Annotated in this window: 16 protein-coding genes; 5 read left to right on the top strand and 11 right to left on the bottom strand. The window is 52.7% G+C overall.

The features are described 5' to 3' along the window. Window positions 1-85: 85 nt before the first annotated feature. From CXIVA_RS02680 to CXIVA_RS02700, 6 genes are all read right to left on the bottom strand, one after another. On the bottom strand, window positions 86-2,560 hold the full coding sequence (locus CXIVA_RS02680; protein WP_041727567.1) for a glycogen/starch/alpha-glucan phosphorylase: 2,475 nt from the start codon (window positions 2,558-2,560) through the stop codon (window positions 86-88). 8 nt (window positions 2,561-2,568) lie between these two features. Continuing rightward, window positions 2,569-5,745, bottom strand: coding sequence for an isoleucine--tRNA ligase (gene ileS, locus CXIVA_RS02685; protein WP_041728257.1), 3,177 nt, complete (start codon window positions 5,743-5,745; stop codon window positions 2,569-2,571). A 215-nt stretch (window positions 5,746-5,960) separates the two neighbouring features. Continuing rightward, window positions 5,961-6,083 carry a hypothetical protein gene (locus tag CXIVA_RS14450; protein ID WP_278244609.1) on the bottom strand — a complete coding sequence of 41 codons (123 nt, stop codon included), beginning with the start codon at window positions 6,081-6,083 and terminating at the stop codon, window positions 5,961-5,963. A gap of 47 nt (window positions 6,084-6,130) precedes the next feature. Continuing rightward, entirely contained in the window at window positions 6,131-6,856 is a 726-nt protein-coding gene (locus CXIVA_RS02690; RefSeq protein ID WP_041728259.1) for an amino acid ABC transporter ATP-binding protein, read from the bottom strand. Window positions 6,857-6,860: 4 nt separating this feature from the next. Further along, complete coding sequence (locus CXIVA_RS02695; RefSeq protein WP_242822906.1) at window positions 6,861-7,571, bottom strand: amino acid ABC transporter permease; 711 nt, start codon at window positions 7,569-7,571, stop codon at window positions 6,861-6,863. A gap of 63 nt (window positions 7,572-7,634) precedes the next feature. Further along, window positions 7,635-8,477: an ABC transporter substrate-binding protein gene (locus CXIVA_RS02700; protein WP_013976486.1), complete on the bottom strand. Its 843-nt coding sequence runs from the start codon at window positions 8,475-8,477 to the stop codon at window positions 7,635-7,637. A 333-nt stretch (window positions 8,478-8,810) separates the two neighbouring features. Between CXIVA_RS02700 and CXIVA_RS02705 the strand changes: the two genes are divergently transcribed. Continuing rightward, the gene (locus CXIVA_RS02705; RefSeq protein ID WP_013976487.1) at window positions 8,811-10,268 is read left to right on the top strand and encodes a nicotinate phosphoribosyltransferase; all 1,458 of its coding nucleotides are present in this window, start codon (window positions 8,811-8,813) and stop codon (window positions 10,266-10,268) included. 93 nt (window positions 10,269-10,361) lie between these two features. Here CXIVA_RS02705 and CXIVA_RS02710 read toward each other — a convergent pair whose 3' ends face one another. Continuing rightward, window positions 10,362-11,381 (bottom strand): glycosyltransferase, encoded by a 1,020-nt coding sequence (locus CXIVA_RS02710; RefSeq protein ID WP_041727569.1) that lies wholly within the window; start codon window positions 11,379-11,381, stop codon window positions 10,362-10,364. Window positions 11,382-11,521: 140 nt separating this feature from the next. Beyond that, window positions 11,522-12,739 (bottom strand): A/G-specific adenine glycosylase, encoded by a 1,218-nt coding sequence (gene mutY, locus CXIVA_RS02715; protein WP_347475635.1) that lies wholly within the window; start codon window positions 12,737-12,739, stop codon window positions 11,522-11,524. Between the two features lie 116 nt (window positions 12,740-12,855). Here mutY and CXIVA_RS02720 point away from each other — a divergent pair, with 116 nt between their 5' ends. Next, a complete protein-coding gene (locus tag CXIVA_RS02720) occupies window positions 12,856-13,635 on the top strand; it encodes an enoyl-CoA hydratase-related protein (protein WP_013976491.1) in 780 nt (259 codons plus the stop codon). Window positions 13,636-13,746: 111 nt separating this feature from the next. Next, window positions 13,747-14,556 (top strand): pyrroline-5-carboxylate reductase, encoded by an 810-nt coding sequence (gene proC / locus CXIVA_RS02725; protein WP_148267839.1) that lies wholly within the window; start codon window positions 13,747-13,749, stop codon window positions 14,554-14,556. Window positions 14,557-14,566: 10 nt separating this feature from the next. On the opposite strand, the gene CXIVA_RS02730 is transcribed toward proC, so the two are convergent. Next, the gene (locus CXIVA_RS02730; RefSeq protein WP_013976493.1) at window positions 14,567-15,505 is read right to left on the bottom strand and encodes an AEC family transporter; all 939 of its coding nucleotides are present in this window, start codon (window positions 15,503-15,505) and stop codon (window positions 14,567-14,569) included. A gap of 59 nt (window positions 15,506-15,564) precedes the next feature. Then, entirely contained in the window at window positions 15,565-15,690 is a 126-nt protein-coding gene (locus tag CXIVA_RS14455) for a hypothetical protein (protein ID WP_278244610.1), read from the bottom strand. Between the two features lie 97 nt (window positions 15,691-15,787). Here CXIVA_RS14455 and mscL point away from each other — a divergent pair, with 97 nt between their 5' ends. After that, the gene (gene mscL, locus CXIVA_RS02735) at window positions 15,788-16,264 is read left to right on the top strand and encodes a large conductance mechanosensitive channel protein MscL (RefSeq protein ID WP_013976494.1); all 477 of its coding nucleotides are present in this window, start codon (window positions 15,788-15,790) and stop codon (window positions 16,262-16,264) included. Window positions 16,265-16,416: 152 nt separating this feature from the next. Then, entirely contained in the window at window positions 16,417-17,427 is a 1,011-nt protein-coding gene (gene asnA, locus CXIVA_RS02740; protein WP_013976495.1) for an aspartate--ammonia ligase, read from the top strand. Between the two features lie 147 nt (window positions 17,428-17,574). Here asnA and CXIVA_RS02745 read toward each other — a convergent pair whose 3' ends face one another. After that, the gene (locus CXIVA_RS02745) at window positions 17,575-18,852 is read right to left on the bottom strand and encodes an MFS transporter (RefSeq protein ID WP_013976496.1); all 1,278 of its coding nucleotides are present in this window, start codon (window positions 18,850-18,852) and stop codon (window positions 17,575-17,577) included. Window positions 18,853-19,126 lie beyond the last annotated feature (274 nt).

Here is a 19,126-nt window from a genome sequence, read left to right on the forward strand (position 1 = left end):
CACTGCCTGCGGATGTCCTTCCTTCATGTTCCGCGCCTGGAACAGCTGCTGCCGGCAGCATTACCGGCAGTACCTGTTCCACTGGCTACTCATCATCTGCGGACACGGTCACACGGTCCAGATGCCAGATATCATCCACATATTCCTGAATCGTGCGGTCCGATGAAAATTTGCCCACTGCGGCAATGTTCAGGATTGCCTTTCTGGCCCATTCGGATTCGTCGGCATATGCCTTTTCAATCCGTTGATGCGCCTCATCATAAGACCGGAAATCCTTCAGGCAGAAATAGGTGTCCGCATACTGGGTGGACTGTGTATTCAGCAGTGAATTGTACAGATCCCGGAAAAGCTCCGTATCACTGCCGGAATAAAATCCGTTGATCAGCTGCATCAGAACCTGGCGAATCTCCGCGTCATTGTTGAAAATATCCATGGGATTGTAATCCCGCTTCTGCTCATGGCTGATGACCTCATCGGAACTCATGCCGAAAATGAACATGTTCTCCTCGCCCACTTCTTCCGCCATCTCCACATTGGCGCCGTCCATGGTTCCGATGGTCAGGGCGCCGTTCAGCATAAATTTCATGTTCCCGGTGCCGGATGCCTCTTTGCTGGCCGTGGAAATCTGCTCACTGACATCTGCTGCCGCAAATAAAAGCTCGGCGTTGGATACTTTGTAATCCTCGATAAACACCACTTTGATCCGGTTGTTGATGGATGTGTCCCGGTTGATCACATCCGCAACGGAATTAATCAGCTTGATGGTAAGCTTCGCGATCCGGTAGCCGGCAGCCGCCTTGGCCCCGAAAATAAAGGTACGGGGATGGAACTCCATATCCGGATGTTCTTTCAGCTGATTGTACAGATACATAACGTGCAGAATATTCATCAGCTGACGTTTGTATTCGTGCAGACGCTTCACCTGTATATCAAAGATGGAACGGGGATCCACATCGATCCCATTGTGTTCCCGGATATATTCCGTCAGCCGCAGCTTGTTTTTGTATTTGATCTGCAGAAACTCCTGCTGCACCTTCGGATCTTCCGCGTAAACCGCCAGCTTTTTCATATGGGACAGGTCTGTGATCCAGTCATCGCCGATTTTTCCGGTGATCCATTCCGCCAGCAGCGGATCCGCGTGACAGAGGAAACGCCGCTGTGTGATTCCGTTGGTCTTATTGTTGAATTTTTCCGGAAACAGATCATAGAAATCCTTCAGTTCCTGGTGAATCAGGATATCCGTGTGGAGCCTTGCCACACCGTTTACGGAAAACCCCGCCGCAATGGCCATGTAGGCCATACGGATCTGTCCGTCATGGATAATCGACATGCGGGACAGTTTGTCATTGTCTCCCGGGAAAGCAGCCTGTACTTTCAGGCAGAATCTCCGGTTGATCTCCTCGACGATCTGGTACACCCGGGGAAGCAGGCGGGAAAAGATCTCAATGGGCCATTTTTCCAGTGCTTCCGACATAATGGTATGGTTGGTATACGCGCAGGTTCTGCTCGTGATCTCCCAGGCTTCATCCCATTCCAGGCCTTCTTCGTCCAGCAGGATCCGCATCAGTTCCGCCACTGCCACCGTCGGATGGGTGTCGTTCATCTGAATCACTACTTTTTCCGGCAGTTTGTGGATGTCCGGATGATTCAGCTTGTATTTGCTTATGGCGCGCTGCAGACTGGCAGACACAAAGAAATACTGCTGTTTCAGCCGCAGTTCCTTTCCCGCGATATGGTTGTCATTCGGGTACAGCACATCCACCAGGTTGCGGGCCAGGTTCTCTTCTTCCACGGCCTGCTGATAATCCCCCTTGTCAAAAGAGGTCAGCTCAAACTCGTTCACCGGTTCCGCGTCCCAGATCATCAGGGTGTTTACCATGCTGTTCCCGTAGCCGAGAATCGGCATATCATAGGGAACGGCCTTTACGGAGCGGTAGCCTTCCTGCTGAAACCGGACTCTCCCGTCACTGTCCATATGGGTGCTGACATAGCCGCCGAATTTCACTTCAAAGGTATGCTCCGGCCGGCGCAGTTCGAAGGGATAGCCGTTTTTAAGCCAGTTGTCCGGCACTTCCACCTGATAGCCGTTCTCGATTTTCTGTTTGAACATGCCGTAGTGATAACGGATGCCGCAGCCGTATGCCGGATATCCCAGCGTGGCCAGGGACTCCATGAAGCAGGCAGCCAGGCGGCCCAGGCCGCCGTTGCCCAGAGCCGGATCCGGCTCCTGATCTTCAATGACGTTCAGATCCAGCCCGATTTCGTCCAGGGCTTCCTTCACCTCGTCGTATACCGTCAGGTTGATCAGGTTGTTGCCCAGGGCGCGGCCCATCAGGAATTCCATGGACATGTAATACAGGATCTTCGGATCTTCCCGGTCGATGGTCTGCTGGGTAGCCATCCAGTCATCGATAATAATATCCTTTACCGCATAGCTGACTGCCTGGAAAATCTCTTCCTGGGAAGCTTCCTTAAGCTTCTTGCGGTACAGATTTTTCAGGTTTTCGTTGACCGTTGCCAGAAACCTCTGCTTGTTGAAGGGGTGCAGTTTTTTGATCATTGTTCGGTTCACTGTTTCTCAACTCCTAATTCCACACTCTCACCGTTGATATTCCAGGACTTCTGATAGCCGCGCAGACCGCCGCAGCGAATCTCTTCCGCCAGCACATCACCCATGATCTGCTCTGCATGGGCTGTGAAAATATCCTGTACCTTCCGGTCTGCCTCATAGGTCAGAAGGATCTTGTCCATGACTTCAAATCCGGCCTCTTTCCGCATGGTCTGCACCTTGCTGATGATCTCCCGGACAAAGCCTTCTTCCAGCAGTTCCTCACTCAGGTTGGTGTCCAGCACTACGGTGATTCCGTTGGCGCTCTGGGCGTCATAGCCTTCCTGCTGATCCATCTCAATCAGCAGGTCTTCCCGCTCCAGTTTCACTTCTGTGCCGATATTATCCAATGTCAGCACGCCTGTCTCATCCAGTTCCTTCATGGCCGCGTTTCCGTCAATGTCCGCCAGCGCCTGTTTGATCTGATTTAAGAAGCGGCCGTATTTCGGTCCTACCGTACGCAGCTGGGGCTTGAACCGGTAAGTGGTAAAGGCGCTGACATCATCGGAGAATTCCGCTTTTTTGACATTCAGCTCTTCCTCGATGATCTGCACGAAATACTCCGGCAGGTGTTTGGGCGCATTCACATACATCGTACCGATGGGCTGCCGGTTCTTGATATTCGCCTCATTCCGGGCCGCCCGGCCTAATACGACGATTTTCAGGACTTCGTCCATATTTGCTTCCAGCTCGGCATCGATCCGGGAAGCGTCGGAAACCGGATAATCGCACAGATGAATGCTCATGGGCGCCTGGGGATCAATTCCGGCCACCAGATTCTGATAGATCTCCTCGGTCAGGAAGGGAATCATCGGCGCGGAGGCCTTGCAGATGGTAACCAGGGCTGTGTACAGTGTCATATAGGCATTGATCTTGTCCTGCTCCATGCCCTTCGCCCAGAAACGCTCTCTGGATCTTCTGACGTACCAGTTGCTCATGTCATCCACAAAGCTCTGCAGCGCCCGGGCCGCCTCCGGAATCCTGTAGGACCCGAGGTCCTGATCCACTTCAGCCACCACCGAATTCAGGCGGGAAAGCAGCCAGCGGTCCATTACAGACAGTTTATCATATTCCAGCGTATAATCCATAGGGTTAAATGCGTCAATGTTTGCATACAATACATAAAACGCATAAGTATTCCACAGTGTGCCCATAAACTTCCGCTGTCCTTCCACGACAGCCTTGCCATGGAAACGGTTCGGCAGCCAGGGTGCGGAATTGATATAGAAATACCAGCGGATGGCATCTGCGCCATACTCTCCCAGAGCTTCCATGGGATCCACCGCGTTTCCCTTGGATTTGCTCATTTTCTGCCCGTTTTCATCCTGGACATGCCCCAGCACGATTACGTTTTCATAAGGTGCCTGATGGAACAGAAGGGTGGATTCCGCCATCAGGGAGTAGAACCAGCCTCTGGTCTGGTCCACTGCCTCTGAAATAAACTTGGCCGGGAACTGCTGATGGAACAGCTCCTGATTCTCAAAGGGGTAGTGATGCTGCGCAAAAGGCATTGCGCCGGAATCAAACCAGCAGTCAATAACTTCCGGCACCCGGTGCATTTCTTTTCCACAGTGCGGACACCGGATCGTGATCTCATCCACATACGGACGATGCAGTTCTACCTGCTCCGCCTCCGGATTGCCGCTCTTTTCCGCCAGCTCTTTCCGGCTGCCGATGGCTTCCTGATGGCCGCATTCGCATTCCCATACGTTCAGCGGCGTTCCCCAGTAACGGTTTCTGGAAATTCCCCAGTCCTGGATATTTTCCAGCCAGTCGCCGAATCTGCCCTTGCCGATGGATTCCGGGATCCAGTTCACCGTATTGTTGTTGCGGACCAGTTCATCCTTCACAGCGGTCATCTTGATAAACCAGGATTCCCGCGCATAGTAGATCAGCGGTGTGTCGCATCGCCAGCAGTGCGGATAGTCATGCTCAAACTTCGGCGCGTCATACAGCAGGCCTGCCTCCTTCAGATCCTTCAGAACCATAGGATCCGCTTTTTTCACAAATACACCGGCATAGGGGGTCTCTTCCGTCAGTTCGCCTTTGCCGTTGACAAATTGCACAAAGGGCAGGTCATAGTTCCGTCCGATCCGGCTGTCATCTTCACCGAAGGCCGGTGCGATATGCACGATACCGGTACCGTCAGACATGGTTACATAGCTGTCGCAGGTAATAAAATGCGCCTTTTTGTTCTTTTTTGCCACATAAGCGCCGGTAAAGTCAAATAACGGGCGGTATTCCCTGTATTCCAGCTCTTTGCCCGGGAAACGCTCCAGCACTTCGTAAGCCGGAACTGCCGCGGTGCCTTTCTTTTTATCCGCAGGAACTGCCAGTCTGCCCAGCACCTGGTCCAGAAGGGCCTCCGCCAGATAATATACATATCCGTCAGCTGCCTTGACTTTGCAGTAGGTTTCCTCCGGATTCACGCACAGCGCCACGTTGGAAGGCAGGGTCCACGGCGTTGTGGTCCATGCCAGGAAATAAGCGTCCTCGTCCGCGGCGGGGAAACGGACAATGGCCGACCGTTCCTTTACCTTCTTATATCCCTGTGCCACTTCATGGGAAGACAGAGGGGTGCCGCAGCGCGGGCAGTAAGGGACAATTTTGAATCCCTTATACAGCAGTCCCTTGTCCCAGATCTGCTTTAACGCCCACCATTCCGATTCGATGAAATCATTGTCATAGGTGACGTAGGGATGATCCATATCTGCCCAGAATCCCACGACATCGGAGAACTGCTCCCACATGCCCTTGTACTTCCATACGGATTCCTTGCACTCCTTGATAAAAGGCACCAGGCCATATTCTTCTATCTGCTCCTTGCCGTCCAGACCCAGCTTTTTCTCCACTTCCAGCTCCACCGGCAGCCCGTGGGTATCCCATCCGGCCTTCCGCGGCACATATTTTCCCTTCATGGTCTGGTAACGGGGGATCATATCCTTGATGACACGGGTCAGCACATGGCCAATATGAGGTTTGCCGTTCGCGGTCGGCGGTCCGTCATAGAATGTGTAGGTCTCGCCTTCTTTGCGGTTTTCCATGCTTTTGCGGAAGATATCATTTTCCTTCCAGAAGCTTTCCACCTGCTTCTCCCGGTCCACAAAGTTCATTGTGGTGTCTACTTTTTTGTAAATACTCATTTCTACGTCTTCTCCTTTGTCTGCGCAGTCTCTGTTCTTTTGAAAAAGAGCCCGTCCTGAAAAGGACGGGCTCTTAGAGTTCGTTAACCACCTGTTCAGAGTACGGGACATCTGCCCTATACTGTTCCCTGTCACGGCTGGATGCCGTCAGCGCCTACCAGGATCTCTCCGTTCGGGCTGCAACTGATAAAGTGATGTTCCTGCATGTGCTACTGATACCGGCTCTCACCGCCCCGGCTCGCTGTGACGTTCCCGCATGCCATACTGTCTTCGTCATCGTCTTTGCTGTATTCTGCTTTCGGATACGCATCTTCCCCGGAAGATACTCTCAAAAATTATAGTGACTTCCATGCAAAAAGTCAATGTTATTTTCCTCTGCCTAAACCAGCACTTTGCTCAGGAACTCCCGGGCACGCTCGGTTTTCGGGGACGCGAAGAAATTCTCCGGTGTATCATCTTCCAGAATCTTTCCGCCGTCCACAAACAGTACACGGTTGGCCACTTCCTTGGCGAATCCGATCTCATGGGTGACCACCGCCATCGTCATTCCGTCGTCTGCCAGTGCCTTCATCAGATCCAGCACCTCGCCCACCATCTCCGGATCCAGCGCGCTGGTAGGTTCGTCAAACAGCATCATCTTCGGGTTCATGGCCAGCGCCCGGACAATGGCGATTCGCTGCTTCTGCCCGCCGGATAAGGAAGCCGGGTACGCATCGGCCTTGTCCAGAAGACCTACCCGGTCCAGCAGACGCTCCGCAGTCTGATTCGCTTCTTCCTGTTTCATCCGTCCGGTCCGCACCGGCGCCAGTGTGATGTTTTTCTTTACCGTCATATTCGGAAACAGATTAAAGTGCTGGAATACCATTCCCATCTGCTGACGGATCCCGTTTACGTCCGCCTTGGGGGCGGTGATTTCGGCGCCGTCAAAATAAATCTGCCCGCCGGTCGGCAGTTCCAGCAGATTCATGCAGCGCAGGAAAGTGGACTTGCCGGAACCGGAGGGGCCGATGATTACCACTTTTTCCCCGGTCTGAATCTCCGCGGAAATATCATCCAGCACCACATGGTCCCCGAAGGCCTTGGTCAGATGTTCGATCCGGATCAGTGTATTATCTTCGCTCACTTCGACGCAGTCTCCTTTCCAGTCTTCCAAGCAGCCATGTCAGAATCATGACAATGACAAGATACATAAGCGCGATGCCCACAAACGGCATCAGTGCCTGATAGGTTTTGGCCTGAATCGTCATAGCCACCTTCGTCAGATCCATCAGCCCGATCACAGTGACCAGGGAAGTATCCTTAAACAGTGTGATAAATTCATTTCCCAGGGCCGGCAGAATATTCTTCACTGCCTGCGGAATAATGATATCTTTCATGACATTTCCGTAGCTCATGCCCAGGGAACGGCCGGCTTCCATCTGGCCGATATCCACGGACAGGATTCCGCTTCGGATAATCTCCGATACATAAGCACCGGAATTGATCCCCAGGGCGATAATCGCGATGCCCAGCAGATTCCTGCTGGCGGCAAATACGACAAAGCCCCAGATCAGCAGCTGTACCATCATAGGGGTGCCGCGGATCACTGTAACATAGACCTGACAGATGCCGTTGAGCACCGAAAGTCCGAATCCTTTTTTTCCGCGTTTCTGCAGATACTGTGTGCGCACGACGGCCACCGCCACTCCCAGGATCAGTCCCAGGATCAGCGCGAATATCGTCAGAATAATGGATGTTCTCAGTCCGTTCAGGTACAGCTTCCATCTGCCTTCCGCCACAAAGCTCTGTATGAACTGATCTCTTAAACTGTTGCTTCCCACTTTCACTGTTCTCCTTGCGTAACGAAGGGGCAGCCTGATACCGCCCCTTCGGAAACTTCATACTTATTTCGTCCCGTCTGCTGTAATGTATTTGTCAATGATCTTCTGAACGGTTCCGTCTTTTTTCAGTTCGTTCAGAGCATTGTTGATCGCTTTGCGCAGTTCCGGATTCTTCTTGTTGATGCCGATGGCATATTCTTCTTCCACATAGCTGGAATCCAGAATCTTCAGGCCGTCATTGTTCTTTACAAATTCCTTGGCCGGTTCGCTGTCGATGACCACTGCATCTGCCTTGCCGCTTACCAGGGCCTGGACTGCAGTCGCGCCGTTGGTATACGCGGTCACATGGTCAGCGCCGAAATCATCGGTGCAGTAGGTTGCGCCGGTGGTGCCTTCCTGTACGCCGATCTTTCCTGCCTTCTTCAGATCCTTGGCGGTCTTAATGGAAGATCCTTTCTTTACAATGATCTTCTGTACTGCCTTTGCGTAGGTGTCTGTAAAATCTACATTCTTCTTCCGTTCGTCATTTACGGTCAGACCGGCCATTGCCATATCTTCCTTGCCGCTCTGTACGGATGTAACCACTGCGGAGAAGTCCATATCATCCACCACCAGTGTCAGATCCAGTTTCTTGGCAATGGCTTCGGCGATCTCCACGTCGATGCCTTCGTAGCCGCCGTCATCCTTTGTCATCTCATAGGGCGGGAACTGGGCGTTGGTAGCCATATGCAGCTTGCCTTTTTCCACGGTGGAAACCGAAGCAGTCTCAGCGGATGTGCTGGACGCGGCAGAAGACGCGCCGCCTGCAGTGCCGGATTTGTCCGCGGAGGAACCGCATGCTGCCAGGCCGAGGGCCATGGCGCCGATTACTGCTGCGCTGATAAGCTTTGTCATTCTTTTTTTCATCGTTCTTTTCCCCTTCCAGAAAAAATATAAATCAGATTTTCTGCAGTCAGATACACACTTCCTGACTGTGTCACTTGAATATTTTAGCACAGCACATCAGCAAAAACAAACAGAAGCTTGCATATTATTCCATAAAATGTATATTTTCTGCTTTTTTCCTTATATTTTTTCATCCCCGGCCCGGGGTTTTCCACCCTGCTTCCCGAGAAATACAGCAGATTTGCCCTCCCCGCAGCCCCGCTTTGCTTGCACTTTCGCCGGAATGAAGTATAATCTTAACAACTGTACTTCGTGCTTACCGACCAATGCGCTGACAGATAAAGGAGCGAACCCATGGCAACACAGAATCTTACCCTGATGACCGATCTTTATGAAATGACCATGATGCAGGGCTATTTCAAAACCGGCAGCCGGAAAAACGTGGTCTTCGATGTCTTCTACCGCCAGAACCCCAGCAACGGAGGCTACGCCATCTGCTGCGGTCTGGAGCAGGTGGTGGAATATATCAAAAACCTGAACTTTTCCACAGATGACATCCGCTATCTGGAATCCCTGAAAATCTTCGATTCGGATTTTCTGGACTATCTCAGCAGATTCCGTTTTTCCGGCAGTATCTACGCCATTCCGGAAGGCACCGTGGTCTTTCCCCGGGAGCCTCTGCTGAAAGTCGTGGCCCCTATTATGGAAGCCCAGCTCATTGAAACCGCCCTGCTGAATATCATCAACCATCAGACCCTGATTGCCACGAAAGCTTCCCGGGTATGTTACGCCGCGGAAAATGACAGCGTCATGGAGTTCGGCCTGCGCAGGGCCCAGGGACCGGATTCCGGCATCTACGGTGCCCGGGCTGCTGTCATCGGCGGCTGCGTCGGCACTTCCAATGTGCTCACCGGCCAGGTCTTCAATGTACCGGTGAAAGGCACCCATGCCCACAGCTGGATCATGAGCTTCCCGGATGAATACACTGCGTTCCGGAATTATGCGGAACTTTATCCGGACGGCTGTATCCTTCTGATTGATACCTATGACACCCTGCGCTCCGGGCTGCCCAATGCGATCCGTGTCTTCCGGGAAATGAAGGAAAAAGGCGTCACCCTGACAAACTACGGCGTCCGTATGGACAGCGGCGATCTGGCTTATCTGTCCAAGAAAGTCCGGGCCGAACTGGACAGAGCCGGCTTCCCGGATGCTATCATTTCCGCTTCCAACGATCTGGATGAATATCTGATCCAGTCCTTAAAACAGCAGGGCGCCGCCATCACTTCCTGGGGCGTCGGCACCAGCCTAATCACCTCCCGGGACTGTCCTGCCCTGGGCGGCGTGTACAAACTGGCTGCCATAGAAGACGAGAACGGCCGCTTCATTCCCAAGATCAAATTATCGGAAAACACGGAAAAAATCACCAACCCGGGCAACAAGGAGATCTACCGCATTTACGACAAAACCAGCGGCAAGATCCGTGCGGATCTGATCTGCATCGCCGGCGAGGAATTCGACCCTTCCGAGGACCTGACCCTGTTTGATCCCAACGAAACCTGGAAAAAGACCACCCTGCCCGGCGGGACCTACACGCTGCGCAGGCTTCTGGTTCCCGTATTTGAAAACGGCAAATGTGTCTACTCCTCTCCGACAACCATGGAAATCCGCGAAATCTGCGCCCGGGAAAAGGACACCCTCTGGGCAGAGAATAAGCGGTTCAACAACCCGGCGGAAGTCTATGTGGACCTTTCGGACCGGCTCTATGAGATGAAACGGCAGGTCATCAACGATTTAAGTTCCGTGAAATATTAAGCGGAGTTACAAAAGGCCCGGAGAACGGCATCCGACGATGCCGCCCTCCGGGCTTTTTCTATGACAGCTGTTTTCTTTTCTATTTCTTTCGGTTTAATTAAATCCGTATACCTTCTGTACCACCATATAGATCACCACCACAAGCTTGTTTCCCAGCTTGCCCGGCAGATTAAAGACAAACTCCATAAAATGGCGGGTCAGCCACCGGTACAGCTTCGGGTAGCCGGTTTTGATATAACGCCAGAATTCTCTTTTTTTCCGGATATTTTCATCGGTATTGGACTTGATCAGCAAAATCGTTGTGACCATGGTCACAATCTCGATAAAATTTAGCATGTACTGCCGCAGGCGCTCATTTCTGATCTTCCAGGGATCGTATGCATCAATCAGAAGCTTGTTGACCCGCAGCTGCTGGTCGATCCTGCTGATCATCACCTTTTCATTGACTGACTGATCCTCCCTGCCGATATAGTAACGGTAAAAGTCCACATCCAGATAATACATCCGCTTCACATACGGCATCGGAACATAGACAAAGAGATTATCCACATAAAAGGTGTGTTCCGGCAGTTTCAGGCCACATTCCCGCAGAAGCGCCGTCCGATAGATAATGGAATGCATGAGGAAATACTTGCCCAAACCGAAGCGGCGGGCGTCTTTCCATCCGAACAGCTGATTCACCGGAATGATCTTGTGATAATGAACCCTCTTTTTGTGGCGGGCACCGACTTTCTCATAAACGAAGTTGCTGATCAGCATATCAATGGTGCAGTCCGCCGCCGTAAGGGAAGCCAGTGTGTTCAGGATCCGGCGGTAGGCAATTTCATCCACCCAGTCATCGCTGTCGACGACTTTGAAATATTTGCCGGTGGCAATGCTCATCGCTGTGTTCAGCGCGCCGCCGTGGCCTTTGTTCTCCTGATGCACTACCCGGATGATCGAGGGATACTCCTGTGCGTAATGATCGGCAATCTCTGCTGTCCGGTCTGTGGATCCGTCATCTACTATAATGATCTCTACCGGATCGCCTCCCGGAATCAGTGTCTTTAAGCAGCGGTCCATGTAATCCTGCGAATTGTAGCAGGGCACTGCGATTGATAATAGTTTCGTCATTTTCTCACCAGATAACTATTTTCCGATCAGACCCGGAAACTGTCTGATCCACCGCCCCCATTGGCGGAATTCTGCTTCCTGCAGACATCTGTCTGCCGCATAGTAGGTACAGTATAGCAATAATAGAGATAAATTACAAATCACATCTCATCTTCCGCCTTCCCGAAAACACCGGCGTATTTCACATAAGCGGAAAAGGCAGAGGGAATCGGATAACGTCCTGCCGTATCCTCCGGTTCAGCAAAAATCATGCCTTCCGGCCTGCGGCTCCCGGGATCCACCTGAATCAGATAGCCGGTCATATGCCATTCCACATGGGAAAAAATATGTTTCGCGTCTTCCACCCGCCGGATCCGCAGCGGTGTCAGGCCCATGCGGTCTGCCGTCTGCGCGGCCTCTCCCTCGTCCAGTGTCTGCTCCACGTTGGGGAATTCATACAGTCCGGCCAGGAGTCCCCGGGACGGCCTGCGGTGCAGCAGCACCCGCTCTCCCGCCCGGATAATCAGTACGGTTCGGTGCTCGATCCGGCGTTTTGCCCCTTTTGTCCTGACCGGCAGCTCCCCGATCCGGTTCTCTGCCTTTGCCCGGCACATCCGGTTCCAAGGGCAGGCATCACACAGCGGCGCTCCATTCGGCAGACAGACTGTGGCGCCCAGTTCCATCAGCGCCTGGTTGAATCTGCCCGGCTGCGGCATGGGCGGATCCTGCATAAACGCCAAAAGCTGCTTTTCCGTACGGGTCTTTACGGACTGTCTGGCAATGTCCGAATCGTCCCCGAAGACACGCATGAGAATCCGCAGCACATTGCCGTCCACCGCCGGCACCGGAATGCCAAAGGCGATGGACGCCACCGCTCCGGCTGTATAACTGCCGATCCCGCGCAGAGAACGCAGTTTTTCGTAATCCGCCGGCAGACGACCGCCGTATTCTTCCATTACGGTCTGTGCCGCCTTCTGCATGTTTCTGACGCGGTTATAATATCCGAGGCCTTCCCAGAGTTTCAGAAGCTTTTCCTCCGGGCACCTGCTCAGCGCCGCCACATCCGGCAGTTCTTTCAGAAAACGCGCGTAATACGGCCTGACTGCTTCCACCCGGGTCTGCTGAAGCATAATCTCCGACACCCAGACATGATAGGGCGTCGGATCCTGCCGCCAGGGCAGAACCCGGGCATTGACCACGTACCAGTCCGTCAGCGGCTGATACAGCTGCGCAAGTGAAATCTCTTCTGCCATAATTTTTTCCTCTTTTTCTTCTGTTCCTTTGTACTGCTGCATGATTATTCTGTCATAGTTTTGATCTGTCATAGTTTGTTCTGTCACATTCTGCCGGATCTTTTCCCCCGGCAGTTCCTTCATCATAGCATTTATGCATTGGACTGGAAACAAGAAATTTCATGGCCGAATATTCTTTTTTTCTGTCAAATGGTGTATACTGTTTTATAAGTGAATCAACAGACAAAAAGGAGGAAAACAAAATGAATAATCTTATCCTTGAAGTTGAAGACAGCATTGCTGTATTAACCATCAACAGACCCAAAGCCCTCAACGCATTAAACAGCGAGACTCTGGACGAGCTGAACACCTGCCTTGCAGAGGTAGAAGCACGGGACGACATCAAAGTGCTGATCCTTACCGGCTCCGGTGAAAAATCTTTCGTTGCAGGCGCAGACATCAAAGAGATGGTTGGCTTTACAGCAGCTGAAGCACGTGCGTTCGGTATGCGCGCTGCGGAGCCTTTCTTTAAACTCCAGAACATGCGTCAGGTTACCATCGCCGCAGTCAACGGCTTCGCTCTGGGCGGCGGATGCGAGATCAGCATGGCATGCGATATCCGCATCGCTTCCGATAACGCAATCTTCGGCCAGCCGGAAGTGGGCCTTGGCATCATCCCCGGATTCGGCGGCACACAGAGACTTGCACGTCTGGTAGGCATGGGACGCGCAAAAGAGATGATCTTTACCGCATCCAACATCAAAGCAGACGAAGCTTACCGCATCGGTCTGGTAAACAAAGTCGTTCCGCAGGCAGATCTGATGGCTACCGCCAAGAAGATGGCATCCAAGATTGCCCGCAACGCAAGCTACGCAGTATCCATCGCCAAAGCAGCCATCAACAACGGCTACGACATGGATATCAAGAACGCAGTGGAATATGAGGCAAACCTCTTCGGTCTGACCAACTCCACCCACGACAAATTAGAAGGCATGAACGCTTTCATCGAAGGCAGAAAAGAAAAGAACTTCACAGATTTCTGATTTCCTTTGTCCCCCAGTACCCCCGCGGCGTTGACATTTGTCCGCCCCGGGGGTATTTTTATTTTTATGCAGAATATTGTTTTTTGATGGGAAAGGACGAAACCGGATATGATGAATAAAAAAATAGCGCTGATCGGATGTGGAAATATGGGAACCGCCATTGTCAAAGGCCTGCTGTCGGCCCAGGTGTTTGCCCCCGGAAATATCATGGCATGCACTTCCCGCCGCCTGACCGCCGATGCCGTCAGCGACCGCTTCTCCATTCAGGCTACCACTTCCGCCTCGGATGCCGCTGCCTTCGCGGATATCCTCCTGCTGGCAGTAAAGCCAAACAAATTCGCTGAAATCATCCCCCAGATTCGGGAAACCGTCAGCAGTGAAACCCTGATTATCTCCATTGCGGCAGGCCAGCCCCTGGCCAAAATCCAGGAAGCCTTCGGCCGCCCGATCCGTCTGATCCGGGCCATGCCCAACACGCCCGCCATGGTCGGCGCTTCCATGAGCGCCCTGTGCCGCAATGATGCCGTAACCGACGAAGACATGGCCGTGGCCCTGCAGATTTTCAACAGCTTCGGTGAAGCCGAAGTCATTGACGAGTCTTTGATGGACGCTGTCGTAGGTGTCAGCGGCTCTTCGCCCGCCTATGTGTATATGTTCATCGAGGCAATGGCCGATGCCGCAGTGGCCGACGGCATGCCCCGGGCCCAGGCGCTGCACTTTGCCGCCCAGTCTGTCGCAGGCGCCGCCCGCATGGTACTGGAAACCGGCAGCCATCCCGGCGAGCTGAAAGATGCCGTATGTTCGCCCGGCGGAACTACCATTGAAGCAGTAACGGTCCTGGAAGAAAAAGGCCTGCGCTCTGCCGTAATCGAAGGCCAGCGGGCCTGTGTCCGCAAATCCAGAGATATGAGCCGGCAGTAACCCCGCCGGCTTAAGTTCCCGCTGTCAGGAGGGCAGCCATGATGGGAATGGTCACCATGGAACAGATGGTAGACAGGGCCACGCCAATGGCTGCCGCCTGGTTCTGCCGTTTGTTCTCGCCGGATACCATCGCCACCAGGGAGGCCACCGGCATACCAGTGGATATAGTACAGATCGCGATCAGCGTGGGATCTGACAGGAACAGATGGAGGAACCCCCAGACAATGGCCGGGATCACTGCCAGACGCAGGGGAAGCATGATCCATACCCCCTTCTCCTCCCGGATCTGCCGCATGGAAACTGCCGCCAGCGAGCTGCCGATGCAGATCATGGACAGGGGCGTGGTCATGTTGCCCACAAAACTTACCACGGAGTAAAACGCCTCCGGCAGCTGTATATTTCCGAAGTAAATCACCAGGGCAATCACGCTGGCAATCAGTCCGTTATTCAGAATATCCCGGAGGGTGGTTTTTTTCACCGGCTTCGGGTGATCTTCCAGGGAAGCGTCCTTTTTAAAATAATGGGGGCCCAGGGTAAACATAAACAGATTAAAGGGCATGTTAAAAATTGTAACATAGAAGATTGCCACATCGCCAAACAGGGCCTGCACCACGGGAAATCCCATAAATGCCGCGTTTGCAAACACAAACATGCAGATATAGGTCCCTTTCAGAAATTTCGGCACTCGCATGATCCCGGTAAATACATAGCCCAGTCCGATAAACAGAAAATAGGACAGAATCCCGGCGATAAAAATACGGATAACCGCCTCCGGATTGTCATGGGGCACGGAAGCCACACTGTTGATGATAATACAGGGGCAGGCAATCTGCACAATCATGGCGGACAGCCCCCCGTTCACCCTTTCATTGAATATATTCTTTTTAAACAGATAAAAGCCGATCCCCATGGTGATCAGCAGCTTGCACATCGTAACGGCAATCGCCATACCCATCCTCTCCTCTCTTTCTGAACGCTCAAAATTATATCCCCCTGCCCCGCGGCCTGTCAAACCGTCTCCGCCGCCTGCAGAGATTTTACTGCCACTGTTTCCCTGTTTTCCGCTCTTCGTTCTCCGTTTCCGTCTGTCCCGGCGCTGCCGTCTGCCGGAAAGGCAAAACCGCCATCTTCCATGCGAAACATCTTGAATTTTCACATCGGAATCTATATACTGAAAGTGTTATCCGGTGGTTCTCCGCGAAAGAGGAAAATGAAATAAGGAGATTGTGTTATGAAGAAATTTGCGCAGGAATTCCGTGAATTCGCATTAAAGGGCAACATGTTTGACCTGGCTGTGGGTATCATCATCGGCGGTGCGGTTACTGCTATTGTCAATTCAATCGTCAGCGACCTGATCAACCCCATCATCGGTATCTTCACCGGCCATATCGATTTTTCCAACCTGTTCATCTCTCTGGACGGCAAACATTATGAATCCATCGCAGCGGCTCAGGCCGCAGGCGGCAATATACTGAAATACGGTTCGTTTATCTCCGCAGTGATCAACTTCTTCATCATTGCGCTGGTGATTTTCTGTATGGTCAAAGCCATCAACCGCATGCGGACCAAATTCGAAAAACCTGCCGCAGAAGCTCCTGTGGATACCAAGGTATGTCCGTACTGCCAGTCCACCATCCCCCTTGCAGCCACCCGCTGCCCGCAGTGTACTTCCCTGCTGAAGGATGACGACATCAGACCGGACGCATAACAGCAGACCCATCCGTGAGCAGCCTCATCAAGCGGCTGCTCTCTTATATTCAATTATATTCAATTCCGGCACAGCAAAGAGACTCCGTTGTTACGGACCCTCTCTTTTTCTGCAAATAAAATCTATAGAAAGAAAACATGAGGTGAGCTCCTATGGGCGATACGATTATCCCGAAACACTACAAATCAGATCTGGATCTTTACGAGACACAGATCGCCATCAAAACAGTCAAAGACTTTTTCCAGAGCCTGCTGGCCAAAAAGCTGAACTTATCCCGGGTCACAGCCCCGCTGTTTGTGGACCCGTCCAGCGGCCTGAACGATGACTTAAACGGCGTGGAACGCGCCGTATCCTTTGATATCTGGGAACAGAAAGGCCGCACTGCCGAAGTGGTGCACTCCCTGGCCAAATGGAAACGCTTTGCCCTGAAAAAATACGGCTTTGCGGAAGACACCGGCCTTTACGCGGACATGAACGCCATCCGCCGGGACGAAATCACCGACAACATCCACTCCATCTATGTGGATCAATGGGACTGGGAAAAAATCATCAGCAAGGAAAAGCGCAATCTGAACTACCTGAAGGATACCGTAAAGGAGATTTACAGCATCCTGCGAAAAACCGAGCTTTACATGTCCATCCAGTATGATTACATTGAAGAATTTCTTCCGAAGGATATCTTCTTTATCACTACTTCCGAACTGGAGGAAATGTTCCCGGACAACACACCAAAAGAACGGGAATACTATATCACCAAGGCAAAGGGCGCTGTCTGCCTGATGCAGATCGGCGACAAACTCGCCAACGGCGAACCCCATGACGGACGGGCTCCGGACTACGATGACTGGTCCCTGAACGCGGACATCCTGGTATACTATCCGGTGCTGGACATCGCCCTGGAACTTTCCTCCATGGGCATCCGGGTAGACGAAACCGCCCTGGCCAGCCAGCTGAAAAAAGCAGGCTGCGAAGAGCGCGCGAACCTTCCTTTCCAGAAAGCCATCCTGGACCGGGAACTGCCTTACACCATCGGCGGCGGAATCGGTCAGTCCAGGATCTGCCTCTTCTTCCTGCGCAAGGCCCATATCGGAGAAGTCCAGTGCTCCCTCTGGCCGGAAGCAGATCTGAAAAACCTGGCAGAACACGGTATCACGCTTCTGTAACCTGCACGGTCCGCGCGTTACAGGCTGTGACACAAAAAACGGGACGGTGTGGTTTCCAAGAACCACACCGTCCCGTTTTTTCATGGGCTGCCGGTTTCCCGGCAGCCCTTTTTTACTGCTCTTACTGCTGTGCGCGGGATCCGCGGATCACATTGCGCTTTCCCGTCCGATGCTTTCCTTCGGAAGGAACAGGGAGGCAATCAGGGCGATCACCGCGAGAATGGTAAATACCAGGAATACCCGGGCAAATCCGCCGGATACATTTTTGCCTGCCGCCAGAAGTATTCCCGGAATAATCAGGAATGCCAGCGTACGGATGCCTACTACAAAGGGTACCATCAGTTTATTGGCCTGCGCGAAATCGAATCTGCCGAAGACGCTGATGCACATGGAAGGCATCAGGTTGCCCAGGCCGCCGTTTAAGCATGCGAAAATGACTATGCTGGTAATGGTCAGGCCATGGGATCGGCTGCTGCATCCCAGTGAGGAGAGCAGCATCATGACTGCCCAGATCACGGTAAAGATCACAACGGTCTTTTTCGTGCCTGCCGCCTGGTCAATCAGTCCCCAGAGATAAGAAGCCGGAATGCCGATCAGGGAAGCGATGGTCAGCCACATAACTGCGGTATTCGGACCGAAACCGATGCTGACCATACGGGGAACCATCTGTGAGATTGTTCCTACCAGTCCGATGAACAGGAAGCCGAAGACAATCACCAGAAGCCAGAAGGCCGGTGTGCGGAACAGCTTTCCTACTGTAAAATCTGACTGATAGTGGGAGAACAGCTCCATGTTTGCTTTTTTCTCTGCTTCAGAAATCTCTTCGTTATCCGGGAATGCGCCGGCCTCTTCCGGATAGGATTTCACTGCCAGGATCATTACAACTGCCAGAACCGCCATGATTGCCACCATCATGTAGAACGGTGCAGCAAATCCGACCTTTGTCAGCAGCACCTGGAATACGGCCACCGTAATGGCACTGTCCAGCGGCATACCCATGGTCGCCCATCCCAGGGCAAGTCCCTTTTTCTTCGGGAACCAGTTGCTCATCAGCTGCTGGGTAACCACCAGATTCACTGTGTTAGACAGTGCGGTAATAATGGTTGCCACCACAGCAAACTGCTGCAGGGTGGCGCATCTGCCATAGAAGAACCACAGCACTGCCAGTGCGAACATCATGATAACTGCCGGTCCCTTCACGCCTTTGCGTGAAATAATGTGGCCGGCGATCAGTGCCAGCGGAATGCCCACAAATCCGCCGACCGCAGAAAAAATCAGCAGCGGGCTGTCGGAAGCCATCCCGAAGGTATGGGCGAATCCGCCGGTGACCACATTTAACGTGTCCGGTACAGCACAGGTAAACATGTAGATCAGCAGCGTAAAGATAATGATCCACCATCCCTTTTTACCAAAATTGCTTTTCATAACTCCTACTCCTCCTTCACTCCAGTGACTGCGCCGCCGGACATTCCCGCCTTCTGCCGCGGCACGGGGCTTAAGCGCCCGACACCCGGTTCCGCAGTCTGTTCCATGGATTCTTACACTTACAGTATAACAGCTGACGCTGTCCCTGCGTACATCGTTTTTGCATATCCGTGACACCCTTTCCACTGTATCAAAGGTCTTTGATTCCCCTACGCTGCAGGTTCATTCCTCCCGCAAAAACCTTCCGGCACCCGGCCGCGTTCCCCACGCCCTC

Origin of the sequence: Clostridium sp. SY8519, assembly GCF_000270305.1 — a bacterium.
In the GTDB taxonomy this organism is placed as follows: domain Bacteria; phylum Bacillota; class Clostridia; order Lachnospirales; family Lachnospiraceae; genus SY8519.

What these genes read in the sequence shown, in the direction of transcription:
- CXIVA_RS02680 (WP_041727567.1), bottom strand. Translation starts at nt 2,560, where the DNA reads ATGATCAAAAAACTGCACCCCTTCAACAAGCAGAGGTTTCTGGCAACG.
- CXIVA_RS02700 (WP_013976486.1), bottom strand. Translation starts at nt 8,477, where the DNA reads ATGAAAAAAAGAATGACAAAGCTTATCAGCGCAGCAGTAATCGGCGCC.
- CXIVA_RS02705 (WP_013976487.1), top strand. Translation starts at nt 8,811, where the DNA reads ATGGCAACACAGAATCTTACCCTGATGACCGATCTTTATGAAATGACC.
- CXIVA_RS02710 (WP_041727569.1), bottom strand. Translation starts at nt 11,381, where the DNA reads ATGACGAAACTATTATCAATCGCAGTGCCCTGCTACAATTCGCAGGAT.
- mutY (WP_347475635.1), bottom strand. Translation starts at nt 12,739, where the DNA reads ATGATGAAGGAACTGCCGGGGGAAAAGATCCGGCAGAATGTGACAGAA.
- CXIVA_RS02720 (WP_013976491.1), top strand. Translation starts at nt 12,856, where the DNA reads ATGAATAATCTTATCCTTGAAGTTGAAGACAGCATTGCTGTATTAACC.
- proC (WP_148267839.1), top strand. Translation starts at nt 13,747, where the DNA reads ATGAATAAAAAAATAGCGCTGATCGGATGTGGAAATATGGGAACCGCC.
- CXIVA_RS02730 (WP_013976493.1), bottom strand. Translation starts at nt 15,505, where the DNA reads ATGGCGATTGCCGTTACGATGTGCAAGCTGCTGATCACCATGGGGATC.
- CXIVA_RS14455 (WP_278244610.1), bottom strand. Translation starts at nt 15,690, where the DNA reads ATGGAAGATGGCGGTTTTGCCTTTCCGGCAGACGGCAGCGCCGGGACA.
- mscL (WP_013976494.1), top strand. Translation starts at nt 15,788, where the DNA reads ATGAAGAAATTTGCGCAGGAATTCCGTGAATTCGCATTAAAGGGCAAC.
- asnA (WP_013976495.1), top strand. Translation starts at nt 16,417, where the DNA reads ATGGGCGATACGATTATCCCGAAACACTACAAATCAGATCTGGATCTT.
- CXIVA_RS02745 (WP_013976496.1), bottom strand. Translation starts at nt 18,852, where the DNA reads ATGAAAAGCAATTTTGGTAAAAAGGGATGGTGGATCATTATCTTTACG.